The organism is Halobacillus sp. B23F22_1 (genome assembly GCF_043497005.1).
GTDB lineage: Bacteria > Bacillota > Bacilli > Bacillales > Halobacillaceae > Halobacillus_A.
In genome coordinates this window covers 1-14,612 of sequence record NZ_JBIEKE010000004.1, presented here as the reverse complement: position 1 = coordinate 14,612, position 14,612 = coordinate 1, and the positions used below count along the sequence as shown (strand labels likewise).

16 protein-coding genes, 12 tRNA genes and 1 rRNA gene are annotated in these 14,612 nt (G+C 41.7%); 28 read left to right on the top strand and 1 reads right to left on the bottom strand.

Features of this window, described 5'->3' with window-relative positions; genetic code table 11:
- The first annotated feature begins 47 nt into the window (after nt 1-47).
- The 14 genes from ACGTNH_RS19050 (at nt 48) to ACGTNH_RS18985 (ending at nt 12,142) form a co-directional block, all read left to right on the top strand.
- Nucleotides 48-1,571: an NAD(P)H-hydrate dehydratase gene (locus ACGTNH_RS19050; RefSeq protein WP_394588568.1), complete on the top strand. Its 1,524-nt coding sequence runs from the start codon at nt 48-50 to the stop codon at nt 1,569-1,571.
- Nucleotides 1,572-1,619: 48 nt separating this feature from the next.
- Nucleotides 1,620-2,639 (top strand): LolA family protein, encoded by a 1,020-nt coding sequence (locus tag ACGTNH_RS19045; RefSeq protein ID WP_394588567.1) that lies wholly within the window; start codon nt 1,620-1,622, stop codon nt 2,637-2,639.
- Nucleotides 2,640-2,840: 201 nt separating this feature from the next.
- Nucleotides 2,841-3,998: an alanine racemase gene (gene alr / locus ACGTNH_RS19040; protein WP_394588566.1), complete on the top strand. Its 1,158-nt coding sequence runs from the start codon at nt 2,841-2,843 to the stop codon at nt 3,996-3,998.
- Nucleotides 3,999-4,155: 157 nt separating this feature from the next.
- A complete protein-coding gene (locus ACGTNH_RS19035) occupies nt 4,156-4,437 on the top strand; it encodes a CopG family ribbon-helix-helix protein (RefSeq protein WP_188378875.1) in 282 nt (93 codons plus the stop codon).
- A 5-nt stretch (nt 4,438-4,442) separates the two neighbouring features.
- Nucleotides 4,443-4,793, top strand: a complete 351-nt coding sequence (locus ACGTNH_RS19030; protein ID WP_188378874.1) for a type II toxin-antitoxin system PemK/MazF family toxin — start codon at nt 4,443-4,445, stop codon at nt 4,791-4,793.
- A gap of 209 nt (nt 4,794-5,002) precedes the next feature.
- Nucleotides 5,003-5,872: an RsbT co-antagonist protein RsbRA gene (gene rsbRA, locus ACGTNH_RS19025; RefSeq protein WP_188378873.1), complete on the top strand. Its 870-nt coding sequence runs from the start codon at nt 5,003-5,005 to the stop codon at nt 5,870-5,872.
- Between the two features lie 5 nt (nt 5,873-5,877).
- Nucleotides 5,878-6,234, top strand: a complete 357-nt coding sequence (locus tag ACGTNH_RS19020) for an STAS domain-containing protein (protein WP_188378872.1) — start codon at nt 5,878-5,880, stop codon at nt 6,232-6,234.
- Nucleotides 6,235-6,236: 2 nt separating this feature from the next.
- Nucleotides 6,237-6,638 (top strand): anti-sigma regulatory factor, encoded by a 402-nt coding sequence (locus ACGTNH_RS19015; RefSeq protein ID WP_394588564.1) that lies wholly within the window; start codon nt 6,237-6,239, stop codon nt 6,636-6,638.
- Nucleotides 6,639-6,650: 12 nt separating this feature from the next.
- Nucleotides 6,651-7,661 carry a PP2C family protein-serine/threonine phosphatase gene (locus tag ACGTNH_RS19010; protein ID WP_394588562.1) on the top strand — a complete coding sequence of 337 codons (1,011 nt, stop codon included), beginning with the start codon at nt 6,651-6,653 and terminating at the stop codon, nt 7,659-7,661.
- 66 nt (nt 7,662-7,727) lie between these two features.
- Nucleotides 7,728-8,057 (top strand): STAS domain-containing protein, encoded by a 330-nt coding sequence (locus tag ACGTNH_RS19005; protein ID WP_394588561.1) that lies wholly within the window; start codon nt 7,728-7,730, stop codon nt 8,055-8,057.
- Between the two features lie 2 nt (nt 8,058-8,059).
- Nucleotides 8,060-8,533 (top strand): anti-sigma B factor RsbW, encoded by a 474-nt coding sequence (gene rsbW, locus ACGTNH_RS19000; protein ID WP_394588560.1) that lies wholly within the window; start codon nt 8,060-8,062, stop codon nt 8,531-8,533.
- Complete coding sequence (gene sigB, locus ACGTNH_RS18995; protein ID WP_394588559.1) at nt 8,508-9,287, top strand: RNA polymerase sigma factor SigB; 780 nt, start codon at nt 8,508-8,510, stop codon at nt 9,285-9,287. Before rsbW ends, sigB begins: the two co-directional genes overlap by 26 nt.
- Nucleotides 9,287-9,883 (top strand): PP2C family serine/threonine-protein phosphatase, encoded by a 597-nt coding sequence (locus tag ACGTNH_RS18990; protein ID WP_394588557.1) that lies wholly within the window; start codon nt 9,287-9,289, stop codon nt 9,881-9,883. The genes sigB and ACGTNH_RS18990 overlap by 1 nt, the downstream gene beginning before the upstream one ends.
- Nucleotides 9,884-9,982: 99 nt before the next feature.
- On the top strand, nt 9,983-12,142 hold the full coding sequence (locus ACGTNH_RS18985; protein ID WP_394588556.1) for a Tex family protein: 2,160 nt from the start codon (nt 9,983-9,985) through the stop codon (nt 12,140-12,142).
- Nucleotides 12,143-12,176: 34 nt separating this feature from the next.
- Here ACGTNH_RS18985 and cmpA read toward each other — a convergent pair whose 3' ends face one another.
- Nucleotides 12,177-12,290, bottom strand: a complete 114-nt coding sequence (gene cmpA, locus ACGTNH_RS18980; protein ID WP_394588555.1) for a cortex morphogenetic protein CmpA — start codon at nt 12,288-12,290, stop codon at nt 12,177-12,179.
- Nucleotides 12,291-12,316: 26 nt separating this feature from the next.
- On the opposite strand from cmpA, the gene ACGTNH_RS18975 reads away from it, so the two are divergent.
- The 14 genes from ACGTNH_RS18975 to ACGTNH_RS18910 all read left to right on the top strand — a co-directional run.
- A complete protein-coding gene (locus tag ACGTNH_RS18975) occupies nt 12,317-12,814 on the top strand; it encodes a SprT family protein (protein WP_394588554.1) in 498 nt (165 codons plus the stop codon).
- 198 nt (nt 12,815-13,012) lie between these two features.
- Nucleotides 13,013-13,087, top strand: a tRNA-Asn gene (locus ACGTNH_RS18970).
- Between the two features lie 4 nt (nt 13,088-13,091).
- A tRNA-Ser gene (locus ACGTNH_RS18965) sits at nt 13,092-13,182 on the top strand.
- Nucleotides 13,183-13,200: 18 nt separating this feature from the next.
- Nucleotides 13,201-13,272, top strand: a tRNA-Glu gene (locus ACGTNH_RS18960).
- Between the two features lie 20 nt (nt 13,273-13,292).
- Nucleotides 13,293-13,369: transfer RNA gene (locus tag ACGTNH_RS18955), tRNA-Asp, on the top strand.
- A 6-nt stretch (nt 13,370-13,375) separates the two neighbouring features.
- Nucleotides 13,376-13,450: transfer RNA gene (locus ACGTNH_RS18950), tRNA-Gln, on the top strand.
- A 245-nt stretch (nt 13,451-13,695) separates the two neighbouring features.
- A tRNA-Lys gene (locus tag ACGTNH_RS18945) sits at nt 13,696-13,771 on the top strand.
- A 7-nt stretch (nt 13,772-13,778) separates the two neighbouring features.
- Nucleotides 13,779-13,860 (top strand) — tRNA-Leu (locus ACGTNH_RS18940).
- Nucleotides 13,861-13,903: 43 nt separating this feature from the next.
- Nucleotides 13,904-13,987, top strand: a tRNA-Leu gene (locus ACGTNH_RS18935).
- A gap of 70 nt (nt 13,988-14,057) precedes the next feature.
- Nucleotides 14,058-14,134, top strand: a tRNA-Arg gene (locus ACGTNH_RS18930).
- Between the two features lie 8 nt (nt 14,135-14,142).
- Nucleotides 14,143-14,219: transfer RNA gene (locus tag ACGTNH_RS18925), tRNA-Pro, on the top strand.
- A 39-nt stretch (nt 14,220-14,258) separates the two neighbouring features.
- Nucleotides 14,259-14,332 (top strand) — tRNA-Gly (locus ACGTNH_RS18920).
- 20 nt (nt 14,333-14,352) lie between these two features.
- Nucleotides 14,353-14,429, top strand: a tRNA-Ile gene (locus ACGTNH_RS18915).
- A gap of 122 nt (nt 14,430-14,551) precedes the next feature.
- Nucleotides 14,552-14,612 (top strand): 16S ribosomal RNA (locus ACGTNH_RS18910); the annotation flags it as partial.

Sequence of the window (14,612 nt, the reverse complement as noted above, 5' to 3'; positions counted from 1 at the left end):
TACATAGATTTAGTCATACCATGGTAATGCGGGTAGGAGGGAACGAATTGGAGATAGTTACCGCACAAGAAATGTATGAGAGAGATCAAGTGGCTATTCAAACGGTTGGAGTAAGCGGCGTCATGCTTATGGAGAATGCTGGACGAGCGATTTGTGATGATATGGCGAAGAAGATAACGAACGACCAGCGGATCGCAGTGCTGATTGGAGGTGGGAATAACGGGGGAGATGGATTTGTCATTGCGCGAACTTTACGAACCAGGGGGTTTCAAGTAGAAGCATGGCAGGTTGTCTCAAATGAAAAAATTACAGGGGATGCATACTCGCACAAACAATTGTATGTGAACTCAGGATTTCATTTGCATCATATGGAGGATCTTTCCTCTTTCCAACAAGCTTTGCAGCAAGCTGATGTGATCATTGATGCAATGCTCGGAATCGGGGTGCGCGGACCATTACGTTCTCCATTAGATCAAGTGGTTTCTATCCTTAATGAACTTCCTGTTTACACCATTTCTGTGGACATCCCAAGTGGTATTCCAGCTGATGAAGGTGCGGGAGAGTTTGATGGGGTACAAGCAGATTATACGTGCATCATTGAAGCTCCTAAAATGAGTGCATTTCTTCAATCGACAAGCCCGTATTATGGGGAGTGGAATGTGGTAGGAATCGGCCTTCCGAATCACCTTGTGGATCAGGTGGAGAGAGAAGTGTGGAATGATCGAAAGGCATTGGAGTCGTTTCCGGTGCGTGCCTCTCATTCCCATAAAGGAAGCCATGGGAAGGGCGTCGTCATCGGCGGCTCTTACCAGATGCCCGGTTCGATTGCTATGACGGCAAAAGCAGCCTTGCGAAGCGGGATAGGGTTATTGGCGATCGCTACTTCAAAAAGCTCAATACCTATGATTGCACCGTATATACAAGAGGCAACCTTTCAGTCTTTACAAGAAGAGGATGGATGGATCCGGAATCTGAAAAATGTGGACTGGTCCGCTTTTGATGGAGTGGCTGTAGGGATGGGGATCGGGAGAAGTGCTTCTTTAACTGCTCAAATGGATGAGCTTTTTAACTATGCGAACGGTCCGATGATCATTGATGCAGACGGAATCTATCATGTGAAAGAAAAATTAGGCAAATGTGCGGAATATCCGCACCCCGTTATTCTAACACCCCACCCAGGAGAGTTCGCTTATTTAATGGATCGTTCAATTGCTGAAGTCATGCAGTCTCCATTTTCATTGACCTGTAATTTTGCAAAAACAAACGGGGTGTATGTTGTCCTAAAAGGACCTTCTACCATTATTACCACGCCTGAAGGTCAGCAGCGAGTTGAAACCTCAGGGAATGAGGGACTGGCTAAAGGTGGAAGTGGAGATGTGTTATCTGGGATCCTGCTCGCGTTGACCTTACAATCTAGTTCCGTGTTCGATGCACTGGCCAATGGCTGTATGGTTCATGGCAAGACAGCAGAACGTTTGACCAAGACGACTCACTCAACGTTTGATTTATTAGCCACTGATCTTATAGACGGTTTATCAGAAACCTTTCGTACATTTTCTTCTTCCACGTAATTCACGTTCCCTTTGTCCTTCAGGAAGAGACAAAGGAGTTGAAACTAAATGAAACGTTTTCCAATCCTTTTCTTTATGGCTATGGCACTTACCCTTGTCCTTACAGCCTGTGGAGAGCAGTCCAAAGAAGATGTCGTGAAGAAGCTTGAAGAGCAGGAAAGCGAAATGAAAGGGTATAAAACAGACGCCAGCATGACGATGAAGACGGGGAAAGAAGAGCAAAAGTACCATATTCAAATTTCACACAAGAAAAAAGATTTTTATAAAGTGGAGCTAGAAAACGATCAAGATGAAAAGGGAAGCCAAATCATTTTAAAGAACGACAGTGGGGTGTATGTTTTGACGCCGGCCTTAAACAAGAGCTTTAAGTTCCAAAGTGACTGGCCGGAAAATACAAGTCAGCCTTATCTGTTTAATTCGCTAATTAAAGACATAAAAGCTGATGCAGAAACCGAGTTTAATGCAACGGATAACCATTACGTCTTTAAAACAAAAACCAACTATCAAAATAACCAATCATTGCCTTATCAAGAAATCTATTTTGATAAAAAGTCCTACACTCCTGTTATGGTCAAAGTCTTTGATCAGGACATGACAGCGCTGGTAGAAGTGCAATTCTCTAATTTCTCTAAAGCCGATTCGTTTAAAGAAACAGACTTTGATGTGGATCAGAACATGGCGATGAGCACTTCAGATGTTCCAGTGAATGCTTCCGAAGAGCAGAAAGAGGCAGAGGTTCTATACCCTGAAGAAACACTTGGCGCCAGTCTTTGGGACAAGCAGGAAGTGGAAACAGAGAATGGCAAGCGGGTAATTATGACATATAAAGGTGAAAAAGATTTTACCATTATTCAAGAAACGGCAGCGACCCAGGCTGCAAGTGCACGCCAGTCTGTTGAAGTGAATGGTGAACTTGTACAGCTTTCAGGTGGATTAGTCGGTGCTCTTTCTGAGCAAAAACTAGAATGGAATGATAACGCTACGACTTATCATTTAGCGAGTAATGAGTTAACACAAGATGAAATGGTTGCCGTAGCTAATTCGATTCACGGTTACTCTGAGAAATAACTATCAATTCGGGCAGGCTTAACGGTCTGCTTTTATTTTAGTCTGAGAAGTTGAGCGGCAAAGGCCTCATTTCATATTGAAATATACCAGCAGAAGTCTCAATGAAATACGTGAAGCAAATAAATCTTTTCTGCCGCTATTTGACACACTTCATCCCTCGTTCAATAATAGAAAGATATTGAATCGGAGGGAGTGCTCGTAGTGGCGCAGGAACCGTATTATCGTGATACGTGGGCAGAAATCAATTTGTCGAACATCGACTTTAATATAAAACAATTAAGAAAGCATCTTAAGGAAGAAACAGGAATTTATGCCGTAGTTAAAGCAAATGGATATGGTCATGGAGATATTCAAGTTGCGGAACAAGCGCTGGAATCGGGAGCGGATCGTCTTGCGGTAAGCTTATTGGATGAAGCGATTAAATTAAGAAGAGCAGGAATGAGTTGTCCCATTCTAGTCATGGGGTGGATACGACCGGAAGATGCCGTTGTTGCTTCAGAGTATGATGTGGCGATTACGGTTTTTCAAAAAGAGTGGTTTGAACAAGTGGAAACAGAAAAGTTAAAGAATCCGCTCAATATTCATATGAAGTGGGATACAGGTATGGGGCGCATTGGTATTCGAACAATAGAAGAAATGGATACCCTTTTAAAAGAAATCAAGAAACACCCTTTCTTCAAGCTGGATGCCATCTTTACTCATTTCGCTACCGCGGATGAAGACGATACTGCTTACTACAAAAAGCAGGAAAAACGGCTTGAGGAATTGCTGACTCATCTTCAAAAGGTGTGGCCAGAGGAGGTCGACATTCACTCTGGTAACAGTGCAGCGAGTATGCGATTTCCTGAAAACATGAAGCAGTTCATTCGTTTTGGAATTAGTATGTACGGTCTTTATCCTTCAGGTGAAGTGAAAAAAGAAAGGCCTATTGAATTACAGCCTGCTTTTTGCTTAAACAGTCGGCTTATTCATGTGAAAAAAGTGGGGCCAGGAGAGTCACTCAGTTATGGGGCGACTTACACGACAAGTGAATCGGAATGGATTGGAACAGTCCCTGTCGGATATGCTGATGGCTGGCTCCGGAAACTTCAAGGGTTCGAAGTACTCGTCGGTGGAAAAAGACATCCGATTGTTGGACGAATTTGCATGGACCAATTCATGATTAGGCTCGATCAGGAATATTCTATAGGAAGTCAGGTTACATTAATTGGCAAGCAGCACCGAGAAGAAATTCACATGGATGATGTAGCTAAGCATTTAGAGACTATTAATTATGAAATTCCGTGTACCATAAGTTATCGAGTTCCACGCATGTATGTAAAACACGGGCATATCGTAGAAGTAGAGAATTCTTTATAATTTTTCTTCAAATAAGAATTCCTTCTGAAATCGTACGTCATGCTACATCTTTCACGAAAAAAACCGAAGACTCCTTTGCATTAGACACGAGCGAATGATAAGATTAAATTGGAATTTATACGACTGGTTTCTTTTGGGTAAAAGATGGTGGAGGTGTATGGATGTGTCCGACAGCATGCGAGAGATTGTAATTCGGATTCCGGATAACCTACTAGTTGAAGTGGATGGACAGGTTCAACTCGAAAACAGTGATCGGAGCGATTTTATGTGTAAAGCTACGAAAATGTATTTGCGTGAAGAAAAGCAGCGGCTTGTCAGAGAATCAATGCGTCGTGGCTATATGGAAATGGCAAAAATTAATTTAAATATCGCTTCAGAAGCGTTTCAGGCCGAAGAGGAGGCAGATCACACCCTGGAGCAACTAGTGAGCGGGGTGTGAAGTCGGTGATAGTCAAACGAGGAGATGTTTATTTCGCTGATTTGTCCCCAGTTGTAGGATCTGAGCAAGGTGGAGTGCGCCCTGTGCTCATTCTGCAAAATGATATAGGGAATCGTTTCAGCCCCACAGTAATTATCGCCGCGATTACCGCGCAAATACAAAAAGCCAAACTTCCTACTCATGTTGAAATTGATGCTGAAAAATATGGTTTCGAACGAAATTCTGTTATTCTGTTGGAACAAATCAGAACGATTGATAAACAGCGTTTGACCGACAAAATCACTCAACTAGATGACCCGATGATGAAGCAAGTGAACGAAGCGTTGCAAATTAGTTTAGGTCTTATTGATTTTTAAAATAAAGTTGTCTGTTACAGGCAGCTTTATTTTTTTGTTTCAAAACGCAAAAAACATGAATAACGATGGCGTCTTTATTAAAAAAAGTATAAAATAATGTTAATTAGTATATTTAGATCGATTTTTTTGTTAACATTATTTTTATATAACGAATAGAGCGTGCGAGCGGCTTTTAGAAAACGAGGATAGTTTAATTCGGAGGTTTTGTAATGGATCAGAAGTTAAAAGATATAGTAATTGAGCATAGTGACGACATTGTAAAGATGTGGTTAGAGGAAGTAAATAAAAAGAAATCAAGCGACTATACGGCAGCGATATCGGACGAGCTCTTTGACAGCACAAACCGCGAATTCGTAAATGTTATTTTCACGAGTATTGAGAAATCAGGGTTGGCTAATGATATCAATGATTTCTCTGAACGACTGATTAACTTAGGGTGGCCGCTGAGTTACTTAACGGATGGCATGCAGGTTTTCCGTCGCGTTACTTCTGAATACATCCTTAGACAGTCGGATAAAATTGACTCGGATTATTTTGCAGAGGTACTTAGAAAAGTAGATGGATGGGTAGATCCCGTAATCAACCAGCTCGTTAACGAGTACTCCGGCAGCTGGGAGCACATCGTTTCTCTGCAAAGAGTCGCTCTTCAAGAGTTATCTGCACCTTTGATCCCTGTTATGGATAATATTACGATTATGCCGCTTATCGGAACTATTGATACGGAAAGAGCCAAGCTGATCATGGAGAATCTTCTTGATGGAGTGATCAAGCATAATGCGGAGGTCGTCTTAATAGATATTACGGGCGTCCCGGTTGTTGATACAATGGTAGCTCACCATATTATTCAGGCAGCTGAAGCCGTGCGGCTCATTGGATCCCGATGCATTTTAGTGGGGATTCGTCCGGAAATCGCTCAGACGATTGTAAATCTGGGGATTGACTTAAGTAAATTCCCTACGAAGAGCTCACTTAGAAAAGGTTTCCAATCAGCGTTAGAACTAACAAATCGCACAATAGAAGATGTACAATCTAAAGATGAAGATATAGAAAAACTAATTGATTCTCTAAACAGGGAGTGATCGTAATGAGAATACCTATTTTAAAGCTTCATAACTATTTGCTGATTTCGATCCAAATCGATTTAGATGATCAAACAGCGATTCAATTTCAAGAAGACCTATTAAGTAAAATCCATGAAAGCGGAGCGACAGGTGTTGTAATTGACCTTACATCGGTCGACATCATCGATTCTTTCATTGCAAAAGTACTGGGAGATGTAGTAACGATGTCTGATCTCATGGGTGCAAAGGTTGTTTTAACAGGTATTCAGCCAGCTGTAGCCATGACACTGATCGACTTAGGCATTCACATGCAGGAAGTTCCGACTGCACTAGATTTAGAACAAGGATTGATTAAACTTCGCCAGGAATTGGAGGAGTGATTATGGAATTCCAATCCTGTGTCAATATAAAAAAAGAATGGGATATTGTTGGAGCTCGTCAGCTTGGCCGTGATGTAGCTAGAAAAATCGGCTTCGGAACAGTGGACCAGGCCCGTATAGCTACTGCGATCTCCGAACTGGCTCGAAATATTTATTTGTATGCTGGGACAGGGAAGATATGTTTTGAAGCTATAGATGACATCAACCATAAAGGTCTTAGTATTGTAGCTATGGATGATGGTCCGGGAATTGAAGAGCTTAGTCAGGTGATGGAAGACGGTTTTTCAACATCTGGAGGACTTGGAGCAGGTTTACCGGGTGTTCAAAGGCTGATGGATGAGTTTGACATTCAGTCAAATGTAGGGCAAGGTACTGAAATCAAGGTGATCAAATGGCTCCGTTAAAGGAGGGTGAACATGAGTACATTAAAACTCGATCTCGAAAATTATAAAGAACTAATGCGGCAATATATAGAAACTAAAGATGAACAAGCTCTTTATCAGGCTGAGCAATTTAGTAAGTATTCGATGCAGCAAAATATTTCTCCCGAAGAAATAATCAATGTGCATATCGAATCTTTACAGGATATATACCCAGATATGCCTGATTATATTCAATCTTCACTCGATTTTTTATTAGAAACCATGATTTCTTATGGACTAGCCTACCAAGAATACCAGTCTTTAAGGGAAAAGCAGCTGGAGTTAAAATCTGAAATTTCTGTTGCAGCTAATATGCAAAAGACCCTTTTAGCTACAGAAAAACCTGAAATCGATGGATTAGAAGTCGGAGCCATCAGTATACCTTCCAAGCAAATGAACGGGGACTACTATCACTTCGTAAAAGATGAAAGTGGGTCTCTTGGTGTTGCTGTGGCAGACGTGGTGGGGAAAGGTGTGCCTGCCGCTTTGTGTATGTCCATGATCAAGTATTCAATGGATAGTTTTCCTGAAAATAGAATGGATCCGGATGTCATATTAGGCAGTTTAAACCGGGTGGTGGAACGAAACGTTGATTCTAGTATGTTTATTACCATGTTTTATGGGTTGTACAACATTCATAATCATACGTTTCGTTTTGCGTCCGCAGGACATGAACCCGGATATTATTATGATAGTGATGAAAAAAAGTTTGAAGAGATAGATGCCTCAGGTCTTGTCCTCGGTGTATCTTCGGAAGCTACGTATGAACAATGTACAAAGAAAGTAAATGTCGGTGACATGATTATTATGCTTACTGATGGGGTGACAGAGTGCCGTCAAGGGGATCGTTTTATTGAGGAAGATGAGGTGCTTGAAATTATTGAACAGTATGCCCACCTGCCTGCTCAAGAAACGGTCGAACAGGTGTATAAACATTTTGAACGGTTACAAGATTTTCACTTAAGAGATGATTTCACCCTTATCATTTTGAAAAGAAGGGTTTAGTGAGATGCAGTAGAGGGAATACTTCCTCTACTGGGCAATTTTAAGGAATTACGGGAGGCGAAATAAATGAATTTAACGGTAGATGTTACAAATAAAGATAAAGTCACAACGGTATCGCTAGCTGGTGAAGTAGATGCGTTTACAGCCCCTAAATTAAAAGATACTTTATTACCTTTAACAAAGGAAGATGGACAGACGATCGAAGTCGATCTTCAAGAAGTAAACTATATGGACTCAACGGGATTGGGTGTATTTATAAGTGCTTTGAAATCAACGAAAGAGCACGATACTAATTTGAAACTCGTACAAATGCAAGATCGTGTACACCGTTTGTTCAAGATTACTGGCTTAACCGAGATTATGGATATTGACAATACTGTACGAGGTGGAATGTAATCATGGAACCATTTGACTTTGTTGAGGTTAAAGTCCCTGCAAAAGCGGAATACGTGGGTGTAGTGCGATTAAGCACTTCTGGTATAGCTAATCGAATGGGGTTTGCTTATGAAGAAATTGAAGATCTTAAGGTCGCAATTTCTGAAGCCATTACGAATGCTGTAAAGCACGCCTATAACGATTCAGGTGAAGGTGAAATCACCATTGGTTTTGGTGTATATGAAGACCGATTAGAAGTGATGGTTGCTGATCACGGTGGAAGTTTTAATTTAGGTGAAATCAAAGAAGACATTGGACCTTACCAGCACAAGGATGATATTGGCGAACTGCGGGAAGGTGGTTTTGGTCTATTCTTGATTGATGCATTAATGGATAAAGTCGAAATTAATAGTAAATATGGAGTTATTGTCCTAATGACAAAATACCTTCATGAAAATGGGGTGAGTCAAGATGGCGACCAAATCTCAACATCATAATGATGAGGTTTATGAGTGGATCGCATTTTTACAAGAAAATCCGCGAGATGAAGAAATTCAAGAAAAGATTGTACTCGTTTATAATGATTTAGTTGAATCCATTGCTAGAAAATATTCTAAAAACAGTACGATTCATGAAGATCTAGTGCAAGTAGGAATGCTGGGCTTGTTAGCAGCTATTCGAAGATACGACCCTTCGTTTGGGAAGTCATTCGAATCATTTGCCATTCCAACCATTATTGGTGAGATCAAACGCTTCATCCGTGATAAAACATGGAGTGTACATGTGCCTAGAAGAATTAAAGAACTTGGACCTAAAATTAAAAAAGCTGCTGAAGAGCTGACCAGCGACCTTCAGCGCTCTCCTTCTGTGATTGAGATTGCAGACTACCTGGGAGTTTCCGAAGAAGATGTGTTAGAGACAATGGAGATGGGCAAAAGCTATAAGGCTTTATCAGTTGACCGTAAGATCGAAGCTGATTCGGACGGCAGTACCGTAACCATCTTAGACTTAATAGGGAATTCAGAAGGAGGATACGATCAGATAGATCAGAAAATGCTCCTTCAAAAAGTTCTGCCTATATTAAGCGAACGTGAACAAGAAATTCTGCAGTGCACTTACTTTGAGAATTTAAGTCAAAAAGACACAGGTGAACGCTTAGGAATTTCCCAAATGCACGTTTCTCGCCTTCAACGTCGAGCGTTAAGAAAACTGAAAGAAGCTTTACAAGCTGAGTCAATTGAGGCTTTCTAGTGGAATCTGAATTGTCAAAAGTGGCTGTCTCCATTTATCAGAAGGCGAAAAAAGGAAATTACTATTGCGGAGATAGTTACTATTATAAAGAGACGGACAAGGAATTCGTGTGTGCATTAGCAGATGGCTTGGGCAGTGGTGAACTGGCCAGTGATTCTTCCCAGGCGGTTATGGATATGATTGAAAAATATCCGGACCTGTCCATTGAATCGATAATTAAAAAATGCAATGAGGCTTTACTCGGTAAACGCGGGGTAGTGCTAGGCATACTTAAGATCGATTTTTACCAAAACACATACTCTTACTCTTCCATTGGAAATATTGGTGTTATTACGATTGATCGTGAAGGTCATAGGAGTCGAAATATTCCTTTAGCAGGTTATCTAGCCGGCTATCCCAGAAAACTGAGAGTCAGCCATGGAAAAGCCGAAGAAGGAATGGTCTTTCTAATGTTCTCCGACGGAGTGCATGACAGAAAATTATCGGCTAAGCATACATCAACTCGTAATGTAAAGGTAATTACAGAACAGTATAAAGAATTTTATGGGGAGTCACGGGACGACGATACGACGTTGATTGCCCTAAAGTATAAATAGAAGGGACCTTATTCTGAAAATCAGAAATAGGGTCCCTTATTAAATGGAATAAGATTTTGGTACAATATACAGGTGAAGTATCGTGAGGAGGCTTTTTTAGTGAGTGAGAAACAGAATTTAACAAAAATTGTAGCCGAGCAAACGGGGCTTGCAGCTAAGCCAATTGAACAAGTCATTCAACTATTAGGTGAGGGGAATACGGTTCCTTTTATCGCTCGTTATCGAAAAGAATTAACAGGCGGACTGGATGAAGTTCAAATAAAAGCCATTGAAGATCAGTGGAATTATGCCCAAAACCTTGCTCAGCGTAAAGAAGAAGTCATTCGATTGATTGAAGAACAGGACAAGTTAACAGATGATTTAAAAAAAGAAATAGAACAAGCTACACAACTGCAAAAAGTAGAAGACCTATATCGTCCTTATAAACAAAAGCGTCGTACGCGTGCGACTGTAGCGAAAGAGAAGGGGCTGGAACCATTAGCTCAACTGTTATGGAAGCAAGATGAATTTAATTTTAACGAAAAGGCAGAGGAATTTTTCTCGGACGAACATGAACTACATACAGTAGAGGATGTACAAGCAGGAGTAAGTGATATCGTAGCTGAGTGGATTTCAGATGAACCAAGTTACAGGGAGAATATTCGTCGGCAAACCTTCCGCTCAGGCACGATTGAATCAAAAGGCAAAAAAACCGAGCAGGATGAAAAGGGTATTTTTGAAATGTATTACGAATACCAGGAGCCTGTCCGCGCGATAGCATCGCACCGAGTGTTAGCGCTGAATCGTGGGGAGAAAGAAGGGGTACTGAAAGTAGCGGTCCACCCTCCAGAAGAGAAAATTGTAAAATACCTAGGGGATCACGTTATTCAGAGATCTGCATCTCAGCATCTTCGTACTATCATCCAAGAGGCTATCGAGGATAGCTATAAGCGATTAATCCAGCCTTCAGTCGAAAGAGAAATTCGTAATTCATTGTCGGAAACAGCTGAGGAAAAAGCGATCGAAGTGTTTTCAAGCAACTTAAAAAGCTTACTTCTTCAACCTCCACTTAAAGGAAAAGTGGTACTTGGGGTAGACCCGGCTTATCGTACAGGCTGTAAACTGGCGGTGATTGATGAAACTGGTAAGGTACTAGACATATCTGTTATTTACCCAACACCGCCGAAAAGTGACGTCAAAGGGTCTGAAAAGAAAATCATGGAGTACTTCAGCCAATACCCTATTGAACTGATTGCTATAGGTAACGGAACAGCTTCAAGGGAAACAGAACAGTTTATTGCGAATATGATACAAAATCAGTCTTTAGAGGCAGCATATATGATTGTCAACGAAGCCGGCGCCAGTGTTTATTCAGCATCAAAACTAGCAAGAGAAGAGTTTCCTGAACTCCAAGTAGAAGAGAGAAGTGCCGTTTCTATTGCTAGACGTGTCCAGGATCCTCTCGCCGAACTAGTGAAAATTGATCCGAAATCCATAGGGGTTGGTCAGTATCAACACGATGTGGGTCAAAAAAAATTAAACAACTCACTAACCTTTGTAGTAGAAACGGCCGTTAACCAGGTAGGAGTTAATGTGAACACCGCTTCTCCCTCACTGCTGCAATATGTGTCAGGTCTTAGTAAATCAGTCGCCAATAATGTGGTGAAAAAGAGAGAAGAGATCGGGAAGTTTACGAATCGCAAGCAGTTAAAAGACATTCCGCGTTTAGGAGCTAAAACATTTGAACAAAGTATCGGGTTTTTGAGAGTTCTTGAAGGAGAAGAACCGTTAGACAAAACGTCGGTTCACCCTGAAAGCTATCGAGCAGCCAGAGCCCTGTTAAATACGGTGAATGCAGAACCAGCCGACATTGGGGAGAAAGAAGTAGGAGAACAATTAGCACAAATTGATGCGGCTTCTACAGCTAAACAGCTTGATATTGGCGAACCAACACTTAAAGATATTATTAAAGCGTTAAGGGAACCCGGACGAGATCCGAGGGATGACCTCCCTAAACCATTGTTGAAAACAAACGTTTTATCAATGGAAGATTTAGAACAGGGCATGGAACTTGAAGGAACGGTTCGAAACGTAGTCGATTTTGGGGTGTTTGTTGATATTGGAGTTAAACAAGATGGACTAGTACACATCTCTAAGCTATCTAATAAATTTGTTAAGCACCCGATGGACGTGGTCTCCGTGGGAGATGTAGTCACCGTATGGGTAGACAGAGTAGATATGAAAAAGCAGCGAATTGCATTAACGATGCTGAAGAAGTAAAACAAAACTAACCTGGGGGATTCCTATCTCCGGGTTAGTTTTCATATTTGTGCCGATAAAAATACCAGCATTGATTAAGCATTTTAATTTGGTACTTATCCTTATTGAAAAAGGCGTCCGACATTTGTTTCTGTAACCAACGGGGCACAGAAATCTCCTCCCTTTGAAATTAGGATGGAACCCATTTATAATAAACTATGCAAAAGAGGAAGAGGGTGTGCCATTTTGAATGAATCGGAAGTCAATTTAAAACAATGGACAGACCAGCTTTCCAAAGAATACTTTGGAAAACCATTCACTGATCAAGTTATCTTTAATACAAGACTTCGAACGACAGGGGGACGGTATATCCCTTCTAAGCGAGTTATTGAACTAAACCCTAAGTATTTAAAAGAATTAGGAATAGAAGAAGTAGAGGGAATTATTAAACATGAACTCTGCCACTATCATTTACATATTGAAGGTAAAGGATATAAACATGGAGACCGCACATTTAAAGAACTGCTTGTAAAAACAGGGTCCCCAAGACATTGCAAACCTCTCCCATCAGAGAAGATTAAGTTTCATCGATACATGTGCACGAAGTGCAAGCAATCCTACAGGCGAAAGAAAAGAATTAACGTCTCTCGCTACGTTTGCGGCAAATGTAAAGGGAAGTTAAGAAAACTTTAACAAACCCATTGACGAAAATTTACGTCCGTGTTAAATTAAATAAGCCCTGAAGGAAAGGGTATTCGTATTTTGAGACAAGTCATATGGTTTTCAAAAATAATAAAGAATATCGTTGACAATCGACAGCGATTGTTATAATATATAAAACGTCGCTGACATTACTTACATAAATTCTTCAAGGGATTTATCCGACATTATTCCACAGTAGCTCAGTGGTAGAGCAATCGGCTGTTAACCGATCGGTCGTAGGTTCGAATCCTACCTGTGGAGCCATTACGGAGAAGTACTCAAGTGGCTGAAGAGGCGCCCCTGCTAAGGGTGTAGGTCGCGCAAGCGGCGCGAGGGTTCAAATCCCTCCTTCTCCGCCATTTTTTAATGTCTAAAATGGCCCGTTGGTCAAGTGGTTAAGACACCGCCCTTTCACGGCGGTATCACGGGTTCGAATCCCGTACGGGTCACTTATCACTTACATATGTGGGGTCCGGTAGTTCAGTTGGTTAGAATGCCTGCCTGTCACGCAGGAGGTCGCGGGTTCGAGTCCCGTCCGGACCGCCATTTAGTTGGGCTATAGCCAAGCGGTAAGGCAACGGTTTTTGGTACCGTCATGCGCTGGTTCGAATCCAGCTAGCCCAGCCATTTTCTTATGAAAAAAATCTTGACTTTTCATCTTTAAAGTTATATGATGGTTCTTGTGCTTAAAAGCAGAACACCTTACAGCTAAACCTGATTTTTAAAAATGATTTTACGTTAAGAGCCAATAGCTCAGTTGATAGAGCAAGCTAACTTCAATGATAAACTTCTTTGGAGTAAGGCTTCACAAAATGTACTTGCTAACACGACGAGCATCACAACCAATTTTATGAAGTATCTTATTTTATTAAGAGCCATTAGCTCAGCTGGTAGAGCATCTGACTTTTAATCAGAGGGTCGGAGGTTCGAGCCCTCCATGGCTCACCAATTATTCGCGGGTGTGGTGGAATTGGCAGACACGCTAGATTTAGGATCTAGTGCTTCACGGCGTGGGGGTTCAAGTCCCTCCACCCGCATTCAGTAAGTCAGCTCAGCTGCTTACCCAACTTTTTCCAATTAGCGGTCGTGGCGGAATCGGCAGACGCGCTAGGTTGAGGGCCTAGTGGGGGCAACCCCGTGGAGGTTCAAGTCCTCTCGGCCGCACTAAGGTTTTCAAAAAGACTATTGCATTACAAGCTGAAACGTGATATATTAGATATTGTCGCTTCAAAAGGCGCCCGTAGCTCAATTGGATAGAGCGTCTGACTACGGATCAGAAGGTTAGGGGTTCGACTCCTCTCGGGCGCGCCATTTATTTGCGGGAAGTAGCTCAGCTTGGTAGAGCACTTGGTTTGGGACCAAGGGGTCGCAGGTTCGAATCCTGTCTTCCCGACCATGGATGCTCACTAATTAGAAACTATGAAACTTTATATTTGCGGGTGTAGTTTAGTGGTAAAACCTCAGCCTTCCAAGCTGATGATGAGGGTTCGATTCCCTTCACCCGCTCCATTAAATCTTTACTACCATTGGGGCCTGTAGCTCAGCTGGTTAGAGCGCACGCCTGATAAGCGTGAGGTCGGTGGTTCGAGTCCACTCAGGCCCACCATTAAGACTATTTGATCTTTGAAAACTGAACGAACCAACCAGTACGTCAAGAATTCCTTCTATAGTATAGAAGGAAGTAAAACAAGCACATTCGGTGTGCAAATGAGCAAGTCATTCTCAACTTTTATGGAGAGTTTGATCCTGGCTCAGGACGAACGCTGGCGGCGTGCCTAATACATGCAAG

What these genes read in the sequence shown, in the direction of transcription:
- ACGTNH_RS19045 (WP_394588567.1), top strand. Translation starts at nt 1,620, where the DNA reads ATGAAACGTTTTCCAATCCTTTTCTTTATGGCTATGGCACTTACCCTT.
- ACGTNH_RS19035 (WP_188378875.1), top strand. Translation starts at nt 4,156, where the DNA reads ATGGATGTGTCCGACAGCATGCGAGAGATTGTAATTCGGATTCCGGAT.
- rsbRA (WP_188378873.1), top strand. Translation starts at nt 5,003, where the DNA reads ATGGATCAGAAGTTAAAAGATATAGTAATTGAGCATAGTGACGACATT.
- ACGTNH_RS19020 (WP_188378872.1), top strand. Translation starts at nt 5,878, where the DNA reads ATGAGAATACCTATTTTAAAGCTTCATAACTATTTGCTGATTTCGATC.
- ACGTNH_RS19015 (WP_394588564.1), top strand. Translation starts at nt 6,237, where the DNA reads ATGGAATTCCAATCCTGTGTCAATATAAAAAAAGAATGGGATATTGTT.
- ACGTNH_RS19010 (WP_394588562.1), top strand. Translation starts at nt 6,651, where the DNA reads ATGAGTACATTAAAACTCGATCTCGAAAATTATAAAGAACTAATGCGG.
- ACGTNH_RS19005 (WP_394588561.1), top strand. Translation starts at nt 7,728, where the DNA reads ATGAATTTAACGGTAGATGTTACAAATAAAGATAAAGTCACAACGGTA.
- rsbW (WP_394588560.1), top strand. Translation starts at nt 8,060, where the DNA reads ATGGAACCATTTGACTTTGTTGAGGTTAAAGTCCCTGCAAAAGCGGAA.
- sigB (WP_394588559.1), top strand. Translation starts at nt 8,508, where the DNA reads ATGGCGACCAAATCTCAACATCATAATGATGAGGTTTATGAGTGGATC.
- ACGTNH_RS18975 (WP_394588554.1), top strand. Translation starts at nt 12,317, where the DNA reads ATGGAACCCATTTATAATAAACTATGCAAAAGAGGAAGAGGGTGTGCC.